This is a genomic window from Blastomonas natatoria (genome assembly GCF_003201955.1).
Taxonomy (GTDB): Bacteria; Pseudomonadota; Alphaproteobacteria; order Sphingomonadales; family Sphingomonadaceae; genus Blastomonas; species Blastomonas natatoria.
Genome location: NZ_QJJM01000011.1, coordinates 1 through 16,219 on the forward strand (window position 1 = coordinate 1; position 16,219 = coordinate 16,219).

Below are 16,219 nucleotides of genomic sequence, written 5' to 3' on the forward strand. Positions count from 1 at the left end.
CACGACCGGCGGCCAGTTCATCGGGGCGGACTGATCCATCACAGCGATCGCGGAAGCCAGTATGTCTCGATCAAATACACTGAGCGCCTCGCCCAAGCCGGCATCGAGCCTTCAGTCGGCAGCGTCGGCGACAGCTATGATAACGCTTTGGCAGAAACGATTAATGGCCTTTACAAGGCCGAGGTGATCCACCGTCGCGGACCTTGGCGATCTTTCGAGGCCGTCGAGTTCGCAACGCTCGAATGGGTCGACTGGTTCAACCACCGGCGGCTCCTCGAACCTATCGGCAACATCCCACCCGCCGAAGCCGAACAACGCTACTACGCCATGCTGGACGACGTTCCTGTGGCCGCCTAACTTAAGCCAATCTGCCTCCGGGAAACCCGGGGCGGTTCAGATTGGCCTGGCCGCAGTTACCTCAAATGGTCCGGCAGCCGAGGACGCAAAAGCCCCTCGGACAAGGTCCACAATAGCGTCCACCTCCGTCTGCCTCACGAATATGCCGAGATTATCGGAATACGCGTGAAGGCTCGGGACGAATAAGCCTGACATTGATGCCGCATGGCGATCCGCCAACTCCCCCAGCACCTTTGACATGACAAATTCCGCCACCAACGGAGACAGCGCTGACCCTGTTGGCAAGCCCTGCCGAACCATCATTTCAAATGCCCCGCTATCGGCAATACCGAGGCGGGCTGCGACGTTGTCCCTCACAGGGAACACCGCCATTCCCCCAACATGCACCTGAGAACGAATTATGTCCTTGGGGAGCGGGAGATTGTCCTCCAACCACGAATGCGACACAGACTGGTAGAACTTCGTCACATCCATCTGCACAAACACGTGGTCTGATGTCAGCCTTGGCAGCTGGCTCAGGAGGGATTTGCTGACTGCGGATCGCCCACGCCCTTGCCCAGTCTGCCGAAGCATGAACTGACTAGGGTGGAAGTCAACAAATGGGTCGAGGCTGGACCTGATCAGGCGCTGACGCGCCGCATCGATCGAGCCGAATTCGTATATGGCCCGGTATTGACCGGGAATTGATTTTGCGCGCGTGGACAAGGTGTATCTCGCAGGCGAAGTCAGGTCACCGACCCGCCCCAGCCCGTCCGAGATGCAGGCCCAGCGCCTTTCCCGCAGGTCAGCCTCTTCGGCCCCAGAAAGGAATGGATGGCTTCGCAGGGCACGGGGCAACGAGCAGAAGAGTGCCTTAGCGCGTGCCGCCAATGCCCCCCTGAGATCAACGGCGGTTCGCCTGGCAGACCTATGTGCACCGCGTTGCAGATGCGCCCGTATCCGCTCCTGGCGCTGGTCAACTTCGACAGAGCAGGCGCGCAGTATCTGGGCCTCATCCGCTCGCGTGATCGACGAGGGCGATCGCCCCCCTCGCACGAGCTCCACCAGAACACTCTTTCCGTCCGTCACCATCAAAACCAGCGCCTTTACGACCCAAACAGGCGGCCCTGTTGAACCATCCGCACCTCATCGTCAAGTCATTATATCGAAAAAGTTTAGCATTTCGTTGTCATTCACAAGTATCCGTACCAATTTTCTGGTACAGATTGCGCCGTGCGACTACCAGACTGCAACCCTGCTGCAACTTTTTGTGTTTGCATTGAGCTTGATACCTACATATGTGGATCGACCTTATTGCATGGAGGTCGAGTATGCTGTTAACTGCCCGCCAGGTGATGGATGAGTTCGGGCTCCCATCGCTAAGTACCGTTGCGACCATGCGCAGACGAGGGCTGCCATTTATAAAAATCAGCAGAAATCATCTATTTGATCGTAATGATGTAATCCGCTTCATTGAAGGTATAAAAGAAAAGATATGCCGAGAAGAAATAACGGGCCCTACCTCAAATACTATTCGCCCAGAAATAGCTACTACATCTTCTATAGCGAACACGGGGTTACCCGCAAGCGCGCCACGGGTACATCAGACCGCCGAGAAGCTGAAATCGCTCTCGCGCGGTTCATCACGAACCGCCAACGGGAAGGACTAAGCCAGACGGCTCCCAAGGAACCGTCCATGTTCACGGTCGCCGATGCTTTGGAGCTTTACGGTGAGGAGCACGCCCCCGGGAACTGCAGACCCCGCGCGAATTGGCTATGCCATTTCCGCCCTATTGCCGTTCTGGGAGAATAGAACTGTTGACCAGATCACCAAACAGACATGCCAGAGCTATGCGAAGCAACGGCAACGATCGCCGGGAACGATCAGACGAGAATTGACGACGCTGCGGGCGGCCATCAATTTCGCATTTGCGGAAGGCCGCATCACCCGCACAGCACCGATCTGGATGCCCGAACGGCCAAGGGGACGTGACCGATGGTTAAAGAAGACAGAGGCAGCGGCGTTGTTGAATGCAGCCCGCACCCACGGCAGGCAGACTCGACTCTATCTCCCCCTGTTTATCGTTATAGCCCTGTACACCGGCGCTCGGAAGGAGGCGATATTGTCGCTTCGCTGGTCGCAGATAGATATGGATGCTGGGATCATCGACTTCCACGATCCGACGCGCACGCGGACCAACAAACGCAGGTCACGTATTCCGATACCGGACCGCCTCAAGACATTCTTGAAGCTCGCCGCACGGCGGGGCAACGGAGGATATGTGATTAATCGCAACGGAGAGCGCATCCTCGACATCAAACGCGCATTTGCAGTCGCCTGCCGGGTCGCGGGCTGTGCGAATGTCACGCCGCACACGTTGCGACATACATGCGGCACGTGGATGGCACAGAGCGGGGTACCATTGTTCGAGATCGGCGGCTGGCTAGGTCAGTCTCATGAGCGCACGGTCGAACTTTACGCCCATCACTGTCCTGAACATCTCTTGCGGGCCAAGCAGGCCGCAGATCGTAAGTCGCGATGACCACAGCTTCGTGCGTCGGAGCATCGCAATTATCCGACCCCACAACATAATTCGACCAATAATTGCATTTTCTGCAACTTCGTATCAGGCGGCTGGTTCTGTGGTAGTTATGTGTTCGCTACCCAGGCTATCGTGACAGTTTGCGGACCGTATAGACGCTTTGAATCAACGCATTTGCGCGCGTTTGCGCACAATCCCGAGCCCTCCGAAGGCAGAGGCCACAGGTTCGAATCCTGTCGGGTGCGCCAGTTTTCCGGCGCTTGCGAAGTGGTATGCGCACCTCCTGCCCACTGCACACGCCATCCCAGCTGTCTGTTGCTGACAGCATCCTAAGCTCTTGAAAGCAGTGGCGACGTCTGTCGCGGAGCTTGTCGCTCCGGAACCGCCGAGCAGCGCCTGCATGTCTCAAATATGCCACAGAGGTGAAAATTATTGCGGCGCAGCACAGCTTTGGTTGACGCTGCAGGCCCCATTCAGCGATGGGAATGGAATACGCGGCCCGTGTTGCCGCTGTTTCCTTTCTGCCACACTTGTAACCTTGGGGAATTTCCGATGCGCGCATTGTCCCGCCGCCTTGTTTCGTCGATCGCGCTTTCCGCGGCCGCTTTCGGATGCGCGCTTGCCTGCCCTGCCGCCGCACAGAGCGCGGGCGAACAGGCGGATGATGCAGCGCCCGGCGTCGGCGTCATCGTCGTGACCGCGCAGAAGCGCGAGCAGGACCAGCGCGACGTGCCGCTGTCGATCTCGACGCTGAGCAACGATGCGCTGGCGGCGGTGCAGGCGGGCGGCGGCGACATTCGCGGTCTCGCCGGACGCGTGCCCAACCTCAATATCGAAAGCTCGTTCGGCCGCAGCTTCCCGCGCTTCTACATTCGCGGCCTCGGCAATACCGATTTCGACCTCAACGCCTCGCAGCCGGTCAGCCTGGTCTATGACGATGTCGTGCTGGAAAACCCGATCCTGAAGGGCTTCCCGATCTTCGACCTCGACCGGATCGAAGTGCTGCGCGGCCCGCAGGGCACGCTGTTCGGCCGCAACACGCCCGCGGGCATCGTCAAGTTCGATACCGTCAAGCCTGGTGCCGATGGCGGCTATGCCAAGGCCAGCTGGGCGCGGTTCAACACCATCCAGCTCGAAGGCGCGGTCGGCGCGAACCTGGGCAACGGCTTTTCGTTCCGCGCCTCGGGCTTCTACCAGCACCGCGATCACTGGGTCGACAATATCGACAATGGCGCTGGCGATGACCTGGGCGGTTATGACGATTTTGCCGGTCGCCTTCAGCTGCAATATGAGGACGGCCCGCTGACGGCGCGGCTGACCGGCCAGGTCCGCGTGCTCGATGGCTCTGCCATCCTGTTCCGCGCCAACGTGTTCCAGCGCGGCAGCAACGAGCTGATCGGCCTGGGCGGGCCCGGCACCGAATTCCGCCGCGACCAGATCCGTTCGGACGGGATCAACTTCCAGGAGCTGAACACCTATAATGTCGGCCTGACCGTCGATTATGATTTCGGCAATGCGACCCTGACCTCGGTCACCTCCTACTGGAACGGCAACCTGAAGAGCCGCGGCGATATTGATGGCGGGTTCGGCAATGCATTCGCGCCGAGCCAGGGTCCGGGCTTCATTCCCTTCTCGGCGCAGACCCGTGACGATGTTCCAAGCCTCGATCAGTATACGCAGGAAGTCCGCCTCGCCTCGAACACCACGAGCGGCCTCGGCTATCAGATCGGCGGCTTCTTCTTCAACGAGCGGCTGAACATCTCCACGCTCGATTATGGTGCTCCTGCCGATACGGTTGCAGCGGCGGTGGCACGGCAGCGTCAGGTAACCAATGCGTTTGGCCTGTTCGGCACGCTCAGTTACACCTTCGACAACGGCCTGATCCTCCAGGCCGGTGCGCGGTACAATGACGACGATCGCGACTTTGCCGCCAACCGTCCGATAGACACACGCCCAGGCTTCCTCGGCTTTGGCGGCCCGGTTCCGGTGCTGCGTACCGAGGCGAAGGCCAATCTGCTAACCTGGGACCTGAGCGCGGTATACCCTGTCAGCGACGAGGTGAACATCTTCGCCCGCGCCGCGCGCGGCTATCGCGCACCGTCGATCCAGGGTCGCCTCGCCTTCGGTCGCTCGCTTTCGGTTGCCGATGCCGAACGCACCATGTCGTACGAAACCGGCATCAAGACCGTATTGTTCGACGGCGCGGCACGGTTCAACCTCACGGGCTATTATTTCAACACCGAAGACCTGCAGCTGACTGCGGTCGGCGGCGGCGGAAACGTCACCGCGCTGCTCAATGCCGATGATGTCGAAGGCTATGGCTTCGAGGCAGAGCTGGCGGCGCGCCCGACCGATGGCCTCGATCTCAGCATCGGCATTGGCTTCAACGAGAACGAGATCAAGTCGCCGGGTCTGGGAGTCGCGGGATGCGGCGCACCGTGCACCGTGCTCGACGCGCCGATCGCCGGGCGTCCGGGCATTTTCTCGATCGACGGCAACCGTCTGCCGCAATCGCCGAAATGGTCGCTCAACTGGACCGCCGGTTACGCGCATCCGGTCGGCAATGGCGAGCTGTATGTCTTCACCGACTGGTATTATCGCTCGCGCATCCAGTTCTTCCTCTACGATTCGGTCGAGTTCAGCGACGACAGCCTGATCGAGGGCGGACTGCGCTTCGGCTATCGCACCGAAGACGGCAAGTTCGATGTCGCCGCCTTTGCGCGCAACATCACCAACAATGTCTCGGCCACCGGCGGCATCGATTTCAACAATCTGACCGCCTATGTGAACGAGCCGCGCATCTTCGGCGTCGAGGTCGGCACGCGCTTCTGATCTCCGGCCAGGGCGAGGCAGCAACAAAAAGGGGGAGCAGCGCACTGTTCCCCCTTTTTCGTGTTCGCGCGGGTCGAGGCGCAGCGCCGCTAGCCCCACCAGCCGAAGAGAGCAGCGATGACCGTAGCGCCGCCGATCGGCGCGACCACCGCGAGCAGCAGGTTGAAGCCGATGGCCTGCATCAACCGCTTTTCCTGCGCGGCGCTGATGCGGCGCGGCGGCCTTGGCGGTTCGCGACGCGGCGGGTCGAGCGGCGGCCAGTCGGGATCGAACGGAACGAACATCGCCGGCTTGCTCCGCCGCTTACTGCTGCTGGCCGAGTTCGCGGTTGAACCACAAGGCGGTCAGCGTGGCGAGTGCGCCCGAGAGCAGGTAGGCGCCTGCTGCGAGCAGCCCGTAATTGGCGGACAGCCACAGGGCGACCATCGGCGCAAAGCCCGCGCCGAACAGCCAGGCGAGGTCCGCAGTCAGCGCGGAGCCGGTATAGCGGTGCTTGAGCGGGAAGGACGAGGACAAGGCACCCGAGGATTGGCCGAAGGCGAGGCCGAGCAGGATGAACCCGCCGAACATGAACGCCGCCTCGCCCGCACCGCCCGCGTCGAGCAGCTGGGGAGCAAAGCCGCTGAACGCAGCGATGGCAACGGCGGTAGCAGCGAGCAGGGTACGCCGACCATAGGCGTCGGCGAGCTTGCCCGAGGCGAGGATCGCCAGCACGCCCAGCGCCGCGGCAAAGGCCTCGATCAGCAGGAAGCGCACCGGCGATTCCTCGGTGAACAGGAACACCCAGCTCAGCGGATAGACGGTGACCATGTGGAACATCGCAAAGCTGGCGAGCGGGGCGAACGCGCCCAGCACGATGATCTTCCACTCGCTTCGCACGGTCGCCAGAACCGGTTCGGGCTGGAGCGTCTGGCTTTCGAACAGCTCGGTATATTCGGGTGTGACCACGATGCGCAGCCGCGCGAACAGCGCGACGACGTTGATCGCGAAGGCAACGAAGAACGGATAGCGCCAGCCCCAAGCAAGGAAATCCTCTGCCGGCAGCGCCGAGATCAGGAAGGCGAAGAGCAGGCTGGCGACGATCAGCCCGAACGGTGCGCCCAATTGCGGGATCATCGCATACCAGCCCCGCTTTTCCTTGGGTGCATTGAGCGCGAGCAGCGAGGCAAGACCGTCCCACGAGCCACCCAGCGCCACGCCTTGCCCCATGCGGAACAGCGCGAGCAGCAGCGCCGAGCCAATGCCGATCGTGGCATGGCCGGGCAGGAAGGCGATCGCGGCAGTCGATCCGCCAAGCAGGAACAGCGCGATCGTGAGCTTTGCACCCCTGCCATAGGCCCGGTCGACCGCGGTGAAGATCAGCGTGCCCGCAGGACGCGCGGCAAAGGCGAGCGCGAAGATCGCGAACGACCAGAGCGTGCCTTCCAGTGGATCGAGATAGGGGAAGACCAGCTTGGGGAAGACCAGCACCGAGGCGATCGCATAGACGAAAAAGTCGAAGAATTCCGACGTCCGGCCAATCACGACGCCAATCGCGATTTCACCCGGCCCGACCGAATGGCCATCGTCATTGACCGCGCGCGCATCGCGCTCGGCCTCGGTCGTCGGGACGGTGCTGGCCACCATGGTGGTTCCTCAAACATTGGAGTGCGGACAAAATACTACGCACACCTTATGCAACTTTGATCCAGATCAATGCACTTGGACAAAATGTCCTATGTGCGCGCCGCGCGCGCAGGTCTAATTGGGCTGTCATGTCTGGGATCCTGACTCGCACTCGCCTTCCGCTGGGAATAGCTGCCACCTGCCTGTTGCCGCTGCTGGGCGGCTGCAACATGGTCGTGCTCGATCCCGCTGGCGATGTCGCGCAGCAGCAGGGCGATCTGGTCGTCATCTCGACGCTGCTGATGCTGATCATCATCGTGCCGGTGATGGCGCTGACCGGATATTTCGCGTGGAAATATCGCGCTGCGAACGAGGCCGCGACATACAAGCCCGACTGGGACCATTCGACCCAGCTCGAACTCGCGATCTGGGCGATTCCGCTGCTGATCATCATCTGTCTGGGAGCGGTGACCTGGGTCGGCACGCATCTGCTCGACCCCTATCGCCCGCTCGCCCGCACCGCGCCCGGACAGGCGGTGACCGAAAAGGACAAGCCGCTCGAGGTCCAGGCTGTCGCGCTCAACTGGAAATGGCTGTTCATCTATCCCGAGCAGGGCATTGCCACGGTCAATGAACTTGCCGTGCCCGAAGGCCGGCCCTTGCGGTTCCGCATCTCTTCGTCGTCGGTGATGAACAGCTTCTACGTTCCTGCCATGGCCGGACAGATCTATGCGATGCCCGGCATGGAGACCAAACTGCACGCGGTGTTCAACGAAACCGGCAATTACGAGGGCTTCTCCGCCAATTATTCGGGCGCAGGCTTTTCGAACATGCGCTTCGCCGCGCGGAGCATGACGGCAAAGGGCTTTGACCTATGGGTGGCCAAGGCGCGTGCCGAAGGCCAGACGCTCGACCGCGCGACCTATCTGAAGCTCGAACGCCCGAGCGAGAAGGAACCGGTGCGCCGCTATGCCAGCGTGGAGCGCGACCTGTTCGACCGCATCGTCAACATGTGCGCCGAGCCGGGCAAGATGTGCATGCACGACATGATGGCGATCGATGCGCGCGGCGGCATGGGCCTTGCCGGGCTGCACAACGTGCGCCAGCTGGCTTACGACAAGCACGCCGCGCGCGGCACCGGTGATACCGCGAGCGACCGCTATATCGCCGAAAACTGCACCAACCCCGAACTGCTGAGCGCCAGCCTGGCGCGGATCGAGGATCGCGTGATCGATCTTTCCACGCTGACCGGCGCGGGCCTCAACCGCCCGGGCGGCCCGCTGTTCCGCAAGCGGCAGACCTCTACCAAGTCGCCTGAGCTGACTCAGGCAGGCACCACGGACCCCGTATCATGAGCACCGACGCCATTCCCTCGACCTCCGCTGCCGAGCCGACCTTCCTGCTCGGCAAGCTATCCTGGAACTCGCTGCCGCATGACCCCATCGTGCTCAGCACCATGGTCGTTGTCATCATCGGCGGCGTCGGCCTGCTCGCGCTGGTCACGCGCTACAAGCTGTGGGGCTATCTGTGGAAGGAGTGGTTCACCACGGTCGACCACAAGAAGATCGGGATCATGTACATGATCCTTGGCCTCGTCATGTTCCTGCGCGGCTTTGCCGATGCGATCATGATGCGGCTGCAGCAGGTGATGGCGTTCGGCGGGTCCGAAGGCTATCTCAATGCGCATCATTACGACCAGATCTTCACCGCGCATGGCGTGATCATGATCTTCTTCGTCGCGATGCCGTTCATCACCGGCCTGATGAACTATGTGGTGCCGCTGCAGATCGGCGCGCGCGACGTAAGCTTCCCGTTCCTCAACAATTTCAGCTTCTGGATGACGACATCGGGCGCGGTGCTGACCATGGCCTCGCTGTTCGTCGGTGAATTCGCCGCGACCGGATGGCTCGCCTATCCGCCGCTCTCGGGCATAGCGTACAGCCCCAGCGTTGGTGTCGATTACTATATCTGGGCGCTCCAGATTGCCGGGGTCGGCACGACATTATCCGGCATCAACCTGATCGTGACGATCCTCAAGATGCGTGCGCCGGGCATGGGTCTGATGAAGATGCCGGTGTTCACCTGGACGTCGCTGTGCGCCAACATCCTGATCGTCGCCAGCTTCCCGGTGCTGACCGCCGTGCTCGCGCTGCTGACGCTCGACCGCTATGTCGGCACCAATTTCTTCACCAACGACTTTGGCGGGTCGTCGATGATGTACGTCAACCTCATCTGGATCTGGGGCCATCCGGAGGTGTACATTCTCATCCTGCCGCTGTTCGGCGTGTTCAGCGAAGTGACCTCGACCTTCTCGGGCAAGAAGCTCTTCGGTTACACGTCCATGGTCTATGCAACGGTCGTGATCACGATCCTGAGCTATGTCGTGTGGCTGCACCATTTCTTCACCATGGGTTCGGGCGCGTCGGTCAACAGCTTCTTCGGCATCACCACGATGGTGATCTCGATCCCCACTGGCGCCAAGCTGTTCAACTGGCTGTTCACCATGTATCGCGGCCGCATCCGCTACGAACTGCCGATGATGTGGACCGTGGCGTTCATGCTTACCTTCACCATCGGCGGGATGACGGGCGTACTGCTCGCGGTGCCGCCTGCGGACTTCGTGCTGCACAACTCGCTGTTCCTGATCGCGCATTTCCATAACGTGATCATCGGCGGCGTGCTGTTCGGCATCTTTGCGGCGATCAACTACTGGTGGCCCAAGGCGTTCGGCTTCAAGCTCGACAAGTTCTGGGGCAAGGTCAGCTTCTGGTGCTGGGTGCCGGGCTTCTGGGTCGCGTTCGCGCCGCTCTACGTGCTCGGCCTCATGGGCGTGACGCGCCGGATGCGGGTGTTCGATGACCCGAGCTTGCAGATCTGGTTCGCCATCGCTGCGGTCGGCGCGTTCATGATCGCCGCCGGGATCGCCGCAATGCTCATCCAGTTCGCGGTCAGCATCTGGAAGCGCGAGGCGCTGGCCGAGACGACCGGCGACCCGTGGAACGGCCGCACGCTCGAATGGGCGACCAGCTCGCCCCCGGCCGATTACAATTTCGCCTTCACCCCGCGCATCCACGCGCTCGATGCCTGGTACGACATGAAGGCGGCGGGCGTCGAGCATCCGGCCGAGGGCTACAAGGACATCCACATGCCGAGCAATACGGGCGCCGGCGTCATCCTGGCGGGGATCAGTACCGTCGCCGGGTTCGCGCTGGTCTGGCATATCTGGTGGCTCGCGGGCCTCAGCATGGTCGGGCTGATCGGTGCCGCAATCGCGCACACGTTCAACTACAAGCGCGACTTCCACATCCCGGCGTCGCAGGTGGCGGCGACCGAGGCAGCGCGCCTGCGTCAGTTGCAAGCGGCAGGAGCCTGAGCCCATGAGCAGCATCACCCTGCCCGCTGGCGAAGACAAGCCAGTCTATTACGAGATCGACGAGCATCCGCATCCCGAGGGTCACAGCACGCTGCTGGGCTTTTGGATCTATCTGATGAGCGACTGCCTCATCTTTGCGATCCTGTTTGCCTGCTATGCGGTGCTGGGCGGCAATTTCGCCGCCGGACCCGGGCCGAAGGACCTGTTCGACCTGAACCTGATCGCGCTCAACACCGCGATGCTGCTGTTCTCCTCGCTGACCTATGGCCTGGCGATGATCGCGATGCAGAACAGGAACCTGCGCCATGTGCAGATGTGGCTCGCGGTCACCGGCCTGTTCGGCGCGGCGTTCCTCGCGATCGAGCTCTACGAATTCTCGCATCTGATCCATATCGGCGCGACGCCCCAGCGCAGCGCGTTCCTCTCGGCCTTCTTCACGCTGGTAGGAACGCACGGGCTGCACGTGACCTTCGGCCTGATCTGGCTGGTGACGCTGATCGTCCAGCTCGGCCGCCATGGCCTCAACCCCGCCAACCAGCGCCGCGTTGCGTGCCTCAGCCTGTTCTGGCACTTTCTCGACGTGATCTGGATCGGCGTGTTCACCTTTGTCTATTTGATGGGAATGCTGTGATGAGCGCTGCCACCACCCATGCCGAACAGGCCGCGCACGATGCCCATGGCATCGAGATCCCCCACGCCTCGTACCGCGACTACACGATCGGGTTCGTCCTTTCGGTCATCCTGACCGCGATCCCGTTCGGGCTGGTGATGACCGGCGCGCTGTCGCCTGCGGTCACAGCGGTGACGATCCTCGGCTTGGCCGTGGTGCAGATCGTCGTCCATATGGTCTATTTCCTGCACATGAGCCCCAAGGCCGAGGGTGGCTGGTCGATCACCTCGCTGATCTTCACGATCATCGTCGTCGGCATCATGCTGTCGGGATCGCTCTGGGTGATGAGCCATCTCAACGCCAACATGATGCCCCAGGCGCATGAAGAGATGAGCCAGATTCCGTGACCCGGTCCCGGCCAGCCGCGCGGGTCGTGCTGGTCGCCTCGCTGCTCGCGCTGGCTTTGGTCGGCTTCGGCCTCAGCGCCTGGCAGATCCAGCGCCGCGCGTGGAAACATGCGCTGATCGAAGCGGTGGACAGCCGCAGCACCGCCGCGTCGGTCGCCGCGCCCGGGCCATCCGAATGGCCGCGCATCACACAGGAGCGCGACGCCTATCGCCGGGTCACGTTCACCGGACGGTTCGTCCATGATCGCGAGACGCTGGTGCAGGCGGTGACCGAGCGCGGCGGCGGCTATTGGGTTCTCACGCCGCTGGTGGGCGAGCGTTTCACCGTGCTGGTCAATCGCGGCTTCGTGCCACCCGAGCGGCGCGATCCGGCAACGCGCGCGGCGGGCAATCCGACAGGCAATGTCACCATAACCGGCTTGCTGCGCATCACCGAACCGGATGGCGGCTTCCTGCGCGCGAACGATCCGGGGGCGAACCGCTGGTATTCGCGCGATATTGCCGCAATCGCCAGCGCGCGCGGGCTGACCCGCATCGCCCCCTATTTCATCGACGCCGATGCCGCGCCCAATTCTGGCGGCTATCCGGTCGGCGGCCTCACCGTCATTCGCTTCAGCGACAACCATCTGGTCTATGCGCTTACCTGGCTTGCCCTCGCGCTCGGGTGCCTCTGGGGTGCAAAGCTGGTATGGCAGCGGCGATGATCGCGACACCCGCCCCCCAGATTACCGATGCCGTGCGGCGCAACATGGCGCTGCTCATCCAGCTGCGCTGGCTGGCGGTGGGCGGACAGCTGCTGACCATATTGGTCGTGCACGGACCGATGGACATCGAACTGCCGCTCGCGCCGCTGCTCGCCGCGATCTCGCTGCTGGTGTTCATCAATCTGGCGACGCTCTACATTCTCAGGCGGCACACGGCGGGGCTGGAATATGCGCTGTTCACCGCCTTGATGTTCGATATTGCCGCGCTCACCTGGCAGCTGCATTTCACCGGCGGGCTCGCCAATCCGTTCGCAGCGCTCTTCCTGCTGCAGGTCGTGATCGGCGCGATGGTGCTGCGCCCTGCCGCATCCTGGGCGATGGTCGCGGCATCCCTGGGCGCGCTGGCCGTGCTCGCGATCGACCCCGTCCCGCTGGCGCTGCCGCCCGAGTTGCAGGACGAGGAATTCAGTCTCTACCTGCAGGGCAGCTTCGTCTGTTTCGGGCTGATCGCGGTGCTGCTCGTCGCGTTCGTCACGCGGATCGCGCGGAACCTGCGCGAACGCGATGCCGCGCTGGCCGCGATCCGCCAGCGCGCGGCGGAGGAGGATCATATAGTGCGCATGGGCCTGCTCGCCTCGGGCGCTGCGCATGAACTCGGCACCCCGCTCGCCACGCTTTCGGTGCTGGTCAACGACTTCCGCGCCATGCCCGAACTGAACGCCGTCACCGATCTGTCCGCCGATCTCGACGACATGGAAAACGCGGTGCAACGCTGCAAGACGATTGTCAGCGGCATATTGATGTCCGCGGGCGAGGCGCGCGGCGAGGCCACCGAGCGCACGACCATGCGCGCGTTCCTGCGCGATATTGTCGACGAATGGCGGGTGACGCGCGGGCTCGATACGCTCGAATATCACGACCGGTTCGGTCAGGACGTTGCGATCGTCTCCGATCCGGCGCTGCGCCAGGTAATCGGCAATGTCATTGACAATGCGGTCGAGGTCTCGCCGCAATGGGTCGGCATTCGCGCTGCACGTGAAGGCGAGGCGCTGCAACTGACCGTCACCGACCGCGGGCCGGGGTTCACGCAGGACATACTCGATGGCCTGGGCAAGCCCTATCGCTCGACCAAGGGCAAGCCCGGCGGCGGCCTCGGACTGTTTCTGCTGGTCAACGTGATGCGCAAGCTGGGCGGAGAGGTGCGTGCGGGCAATCGCGAGCAGGGCGGCGCGGAAGTCACCATATGGTTGCCATTGGATGCCATTGCATATCCTGCAGGAGAAAGGACATGACCGATCCCCGCCAGCTGCTGATCGTCGAGGACGACGAGACCTTTGCCCGGACGCTGCGCCGTTCGTTCGAGCGACGCGGCTATGCGGTCGACAGCGCGTCGGGTCATGACGGGCTTGTCGCGCTGCTCGATGGCGGGCTTCAGCCCAGCCATGCGGTGATCGACCTCAAGCTTGCAGGCAGCGTCTCGGGCCTGACCTGCGTGCAGGCCGTCCGCGCCGCTGCTCCGGATGCGAAAATCGTCGTGCTCACCGGCTTTGCCAGCATCGCGACGGCCGTCGAGGCGATCAAGCTGGGTGCCGACCATTATCTCGCCAAGCCTTCGAACACCGACGATATCGAAGCCGCCTTCGCGCGCACCGAAGGCAATGCCGATACCGCAGTCGACACCCGCCAGTCCTCGATCAAGACGGTCGAATGGGAGCATATCCACCAGACTTTGGTCGATACCGGCTTCAACGTCTCCGAAACTGCGCGGCGGCTGGGCATGCACCGGCGCACCCTCGCGCGAAAGCTGGAGAAGCGGCAGGTGCGGTAAGGGGCGGCTGCGGGATCATGGGAATTGGTTTGCCTCATGTAACCACCTCCGCTCAGCCTGAGCTTGTCGAAGGCCCCGCGATACGGCCAGCGTGGGCGCGGGTCCTTCGACGACGCGGGCTGAAGCCCGCTGCTCAGGATGAGCGGAGGTGGGAGCAGGGTAAAGCCCCTGCAGCGCTAACCGCAAATCTCCTCAAGGCCGCGCGCAGCTATCCAGGCCGTCGCGCTGGACGATGCGGATGCGGCGGGCGATGTTGTTGCCATAGCGGCGCACAAAGCCGCTGGGGTTCTTGACCGATCGCTTCTTGGGCAGCGGCAGGGCTGCGGCCATGCGCGCAGCCTCGTCGCGTGACAGCGATCCTGCGCTCTTGCCGAAATAGCGCTGCGATCCCGCCTCGACGCCATAGGTGCCGATGCCGGTTTCGGCGACGTTGAGATAAACTTCCATGATCCGGCGCTTGCCCCAGATGCCCTCGATCAGCACGGTGAACCAAGCCTCCAGACCTTTCCGGAAGAAACCGCCGTTCTGCCAGAGGAACACGTTCTTGGCGGTCTGCTGGCTGATCGTCGAACCGCCGCGGATACGTCCACCTTCCATGTTCCGCCGCATCGCCTGCTCGATCGCCTCGGTATCGAAGCCGTTATGCGTGCAGAACTTGCCGTCCTCTGCCGCAATGGCGGCGGACACCATGTCGCGGTCGATCCGGTCGAGCGGCGTCCAGTCGCGCGTCGCCCCGTTGCTGTCGGTCAGCATCGTGATCGTCGTCGGCGGTGGCACGAAGCGGTAGACGAGCACCATCGCCACCGACAGCAGGACGAAGCCGAACACCAGCTTGAACAGCAGGGCGATGAGACGCGCGATCACGCCCCGTTTGCGCGCAGCCGCCATGCCTGCCTCAACGCTTGTCGCGCCAGGTGACGGTGTCGCCGGGCTTGATCCCGAGCTCGGCCGCCCGCCCTCCGGCAAGTTCGAGCACGGCAGCCACAGGGCCGGTCGAGCTCAGCGGAGCGATCGAATAGGGCACGGCATTGGCCGCAATGCTTTCGATGCGGCCATCGGCACGAATGAACAGGAGGTCGAGCGAAATGACCGTGTTCTTCATCCAGAAGCTCGCAGGCTTCGGCGTCGGGAAGGGAAACAGCATGCCGGCATCGGGCGCCAGCTCGGTCCGGAACATCAGGCCCTGGGCCTGCTCCTGCGGACTGCGGGCCATTTCCACGGTAAACTGGTGCGATTTCGTGCCGCTCCTGATCGTCAGCGGAACGAGATCAAGCCCGGCAGGCGACAGATCGGGCTTCTCCGCCGCCGGACGCTGTGCCGCCGCATCGCTGGGTGCAGAGGCGTTGCATGCCACCAGGGCCAGCGTCGCCAGCATCGCACCGCAGAATCTCGTCACCATGAATCTCTCCCGATCAACTCGTCCAGCCCCGTTATCTCTTCCATGCTATCGGCGAAAACAAGGCTGCGAGCGAGTGCAAAATCATGCCCTGCGCGGATGAAGGCCTGCAACTGCTTCTGGCGCCGCTCGGCCGGGGCAGGCTCAGGGGCGAACGGGCCGATCCGCTTGCGCCGGGCAAAGGCGATGGCTGATGCTGCCGCCTGATCGCTCGCCGTCTCCCTCACCGCTCCTCGCTCAACCTCGCCCACGCCTGCAGCCACCAGGGCCTGCTCGACCCGGCGCGCGCCATAGCCCCGGCGCAGCAACGCGCCGCCTTTCATGGCGGCAAACGCAGCATCATCGACATAGCCGAGTTCGACGCAGCGATCGGCCAGCCGATCGAAATCGGGAGCGCGCTCCTCGGCCCATCCGCGCTCGCGCACCTTGCGCTGCATATACTGGACGAGCCGCGCGCGCGTCGTGGCAAACCGGCCCAGATAATGGAGCGCCAGATCCTTGAGCGCCTGCTCGTTCAAGGGCTTGGGGGGGCGCTTTTCGCGCTTGCGTCGATCATCGGGAGCGGTCATGCGCCATTTTTGTGCC

16 protein-coding genes are annotated in these 16,219 nt (G+C 62.8%); 10 read left to right on the forward strand and 6 right to left on the reverse strand.

Annotation, left to right across the window (positions count from 1 at the left end):
• The coding region (locus C7451_RS13910) for an integrase core domain-containing protein (protein ID WP_146215371.1) at positions 1 to 357 on the forward strand (357 nt) is incomplete at its 5' end.
• A 36-nt stretch (positions 358 to 393) separates the two neighbouring features.
• Here C7451_RS13910 and C7451_RS20010 read toward each other — a convergent pair.
• Positions 394 to 1,062, reverse strand: a complete 669-nt coding sequence (locus tag C7451_RS20010) for a reverse transcriptase domain-containing protein (protein ID WP_167398556.1) — start codon at positions 1,060 to 1,062, stop codon at positions 394 to 396.
• Between the two features lie 1,004 nt (positions 1,063 to 2,066).
• On the opposite strand from C7451_RS20010, the gene C7451_RS13920 reads away from it, so the two are divergent.
• Positions 2,067 to 2,879 carry a tyrosine-type recombinase/integrase gene (locus C7451_RS13920; protein WP_167398557.1) on the forward strand — a complete coding sequence of 271 codons (813 nt, stop codon included), beginning with the start codon at positions 2,067 to 2,069 and terminating at the stop codon, positions 2,877 to 2,879.
• Positions 2,880 to 3,431: 552 nt separating this feature from the next.
• Positions 3,432 to 5,711 (forward strand): TonB-dependent receptor, encoded by a 2,280-nt coding sequence (locus C7451_RS13925; RefSeq protein ID WP_110299583.1) that lies wholly within the window; start codon positions 3,432 to 3,434, stop codon positions 5,709 to 5,711.
• A gap of 89 nt (positions 5,712 to 5,800) precedes the next feature.
• Here the strand turns inward: C7451_RS13925 and C7451_RS13930 are convergent, their stop codons facing one another.
• The gene (locus tag C7451_RS13930; RefSeq protein ID WP_110299584.1) at positions 5,801 to 5,995 is read right to left on the reverse strand and encodes a hypothetical protein; all 195 of its coding nucleotides are present in this window, start codon (positions 5,993 to 5,995) and stop codon (positions 5,801 to 5,803) included.
• A 19-nt stretch (positions 5,996 to 6,014) separates the two neighbouring features.
• A complete protein-coding gene (locus C7451_RS13935) occupies positions 6,015 to 7,337 on the reverse strand; it encodes an MFS transporter (RefSeq protein WP_110299585.1) in 1,323 nt (440 codons plus the stop codon).
• Positions 7,338 to 7,465: 128 nt separating this feature from the next.
• Between C7451_RS13935 and cyoA the strand changes: the two genes are divergently transcribed.
• Genes cyoA through C7451_RS13970 form a run of 7 tightly spaced genes read left to right on the forward strand, consistent with a single transcriptional unit; the run spans position 7,466 to position 14,238 of the window.
• Positions 7,466 to 8,671 (forward strand): ubiquinol oxidase subunit II, encoded by a 1,206-nt coding sequence (cyoA, locus tag C7451_RS13940; RefSeq protein WP_110299586.1) that lies wholly within the window; start codon positions 7,466 to 7,468, stop codon positions 8,669 to 8,671.
• The gene (gene cyoB, locus C7451_RS13945) at positions 8,668 to 10,689 is read left to right on the forward strand and encodes a cytochrome o ubiquinol oxidase subunit I (RefSeq protein WP_110299587.1); all 2,022 of its coding nucleotides are present in this window, start codon (positions 8,668 to 8,670) and stop codon (positions 10,687 to 10,689) included. The genes cyoA and cyoB overlap by 4 nt, the downstream gene beginning before the upstream one ends.
• 4 nt (positions 10,690 to 10,693) lie before the next feature.
• Complete coding sequence (cyoC, locus tag C7451_RS13950) at positions 10,694 to 11,320, forward strand: cytochrome o ubiquinol oxidase subunit III (protein ID WP_110299588.1); 627 nt, start codon at positions 10,694 to 10,696, stop codon at positions 11,318 to 11,320.
• Positions 11,320 to 11,706 (forward strand): cytochrome o ubiquinol oxidase subunit IV, encoded by a 387-nt coding sequence (cyoD, locus tag C7451_RS13955; protein ID WP_110299589.1) that lies wholly within the window; start codon positions 11,320 to 11,322, stop codon positions 11,704 to 11,706. The genes cyoC and cyoD overlap by 1 nt, the downstream gene beginning before the upstream one ends.
• Positions 11,703 to 12,410, forward strand: a complete 708-nt coding sequence (locus C7451_RS13960) for an SURF1 family protein (RefSeq protein ID WP_110299590.1) — start codon at positions 11,703 to 11,705, stop codon at positions 12,408 to 12,410. Before cyoD ends, C7451_RS13960 begins: the two co-directional genes overlap by 4 nt.
• Complete coding sequence (locus tag C7451_RS13965) at positions 12,407 to 13,702, forward strand: ATP-binding protein (protein WP_244181903.1); 1,296 nt, start codon at positions 12,407 to 12,409, stop codon at positions 13,700 to 13,702. The genes C7451_RS13960 and C7451_RS13965 overlap by 4 nt, the downstream gene beginning before the upstream one ends.
• Positions 13,699 to 14,238: a response regulator transcription factor gene (locus C7451_RS13970; protein ID WP_110299592.1), complete on the forward strand. Its 540-nt coding sequence runs from the start codon at positions 13,699 to 13,701 to the stop codon at positions 14,236 to 14,238. The genes C7451_RS13965 and C7451_RS13970 overlap by 4 nt, the downstream gene beginning before the upstream one ends.
• A gap of 192 nt (positions 14,239 to 14,430) precedes the next feature.
• On the opposite strand, the gene mtgA is transcribed toward C7451_RS13970, so the two are convergent.
• The 3 genes from mtgA to C7451_RS13985 are packed head-to-tail and all read right to left on the reverse strand — an operon-like array spanning position 14,431 to position 16,203.
• Positions 14,431 to 15,126 carry a monofunctional biosynthetic peptidoglycan transglycosylase gene (gene mtgA / locus C7451_RS13975; RefSeq protein WP_110299593.1) on the reverse strand — a complete coding sequence of 232 codons (696 nt, stop codon included), beginning with the start codon at positions 15,124 to 15,126 and terminating at the stop codon, positions 14,431 to 14,433.
• Between the two features lie 7 nt (positions 15,127 to 15,133).
• Positions 15,134 to 15,637, reverse strand: coding sequence for a DUF192 domain-containing protein (locus tag C7451_RS13980; protein WP_110299594.1), 504 nt, complete (start codon positions 15,635 to 15,637; stop codon positions 15,134 to 15,136).
• On the reverse strand, positions 15,631 to 16,203 hold the full coding sequence (locus tag C7451_RS13985; protein ID WP_110299595.1) for a regulatory protein RecX: 573 nt from the start codon (positions 16,201 to 16,203) through the stop codon (positions 15,631 to 15,633). Before C7451_RS13985 ends, C7451_RS13980 begins: the two co-directional genes overlap by 7 nt.
• Between the last annotated feature and the right edge of the window lie 16 nt (positions 16,204 to 16,219).

Coding starts and splice junctions, on each gene's coding strand:
- C7451_RS13925 (WP_110299583.1), top strand. CDS start 3,432: ATGCGCGCATTGTCCCGCCGCCTTGTTTCGTCGATCGCGCTTTCCGCG.
- C7451_RS13930 (WP_110299584.1), bottom strand. CDS start 5,995: ATGTTCGTTCCGTTCGATCCCGACTGGCCGCCGCTCGACCCGCCGCGT.
- C7451_RS13935 (WP_110299585.1), bottom strand. CDS start 7,337: ATGGTGGCCAGCACCGTCCCGACGACCGAGGCCGAGCGCGATGCGCGC.
- cyoA (WP_110299586.1), top strand. CDS start 7,466: ATGTCTGGGATCCTGACTCGCACTCGCCTTCCGCTGGGAATAGCTGCC.
- cyoB (WP_110299587.1), top strand. CDS start 8,668: ATGAGCACCGACGCCATTCCCTCGACCTCCGCTGCCGAGCCGACCTTC.
- cyoC (WP_110299588.1), top strand. CDS start 10,694: ATGAGCAGCATCACCCTGCCCGCTGGCGAAGACAAGCCAGTCTATTAC.
- cyoD (WP_110299589.1), top strand. CDS start 11,320: ATGAGCGCTGCCACCACCCATGCCGAACAGGCCGCGCACGATGCCCAT.
- C7451_RS13965 (WP_244181903.1), top strand. CDS start 12,407: ATGATCGCGACACCCGCCCCCCAGATTACCGATGCCGTGCGGCGCAAC.
- C7451_RS13970 (WP_110299592.1), top strand. CDS start 13,699: ATGACCGATCCCCGCCAGCTGCTGATCGTCGAGGACGACGAGACCTTT.
- mtgA (WP_110299593.1), bottom strand. CDS start 15,126: ATGGCGGCTGCGCGCAAACGGGGCGTGATCGCGCGTCTCATCGCCCTG.
- C7451_RS13980 (WP_110299594.1), bottom strand. CDS start 15,637: ATGGTGACGAGATTCTGCGGTGCGATGCTGGCGACGCTGGCCCTGGTG.
- C7451_RS13985 (WP_110299595.1), bottom strand. CDS start 16,203: ATGACCGCTCCCGATGATCGACGCAAGCGCGAAAAGCGCCCCCCCAAG.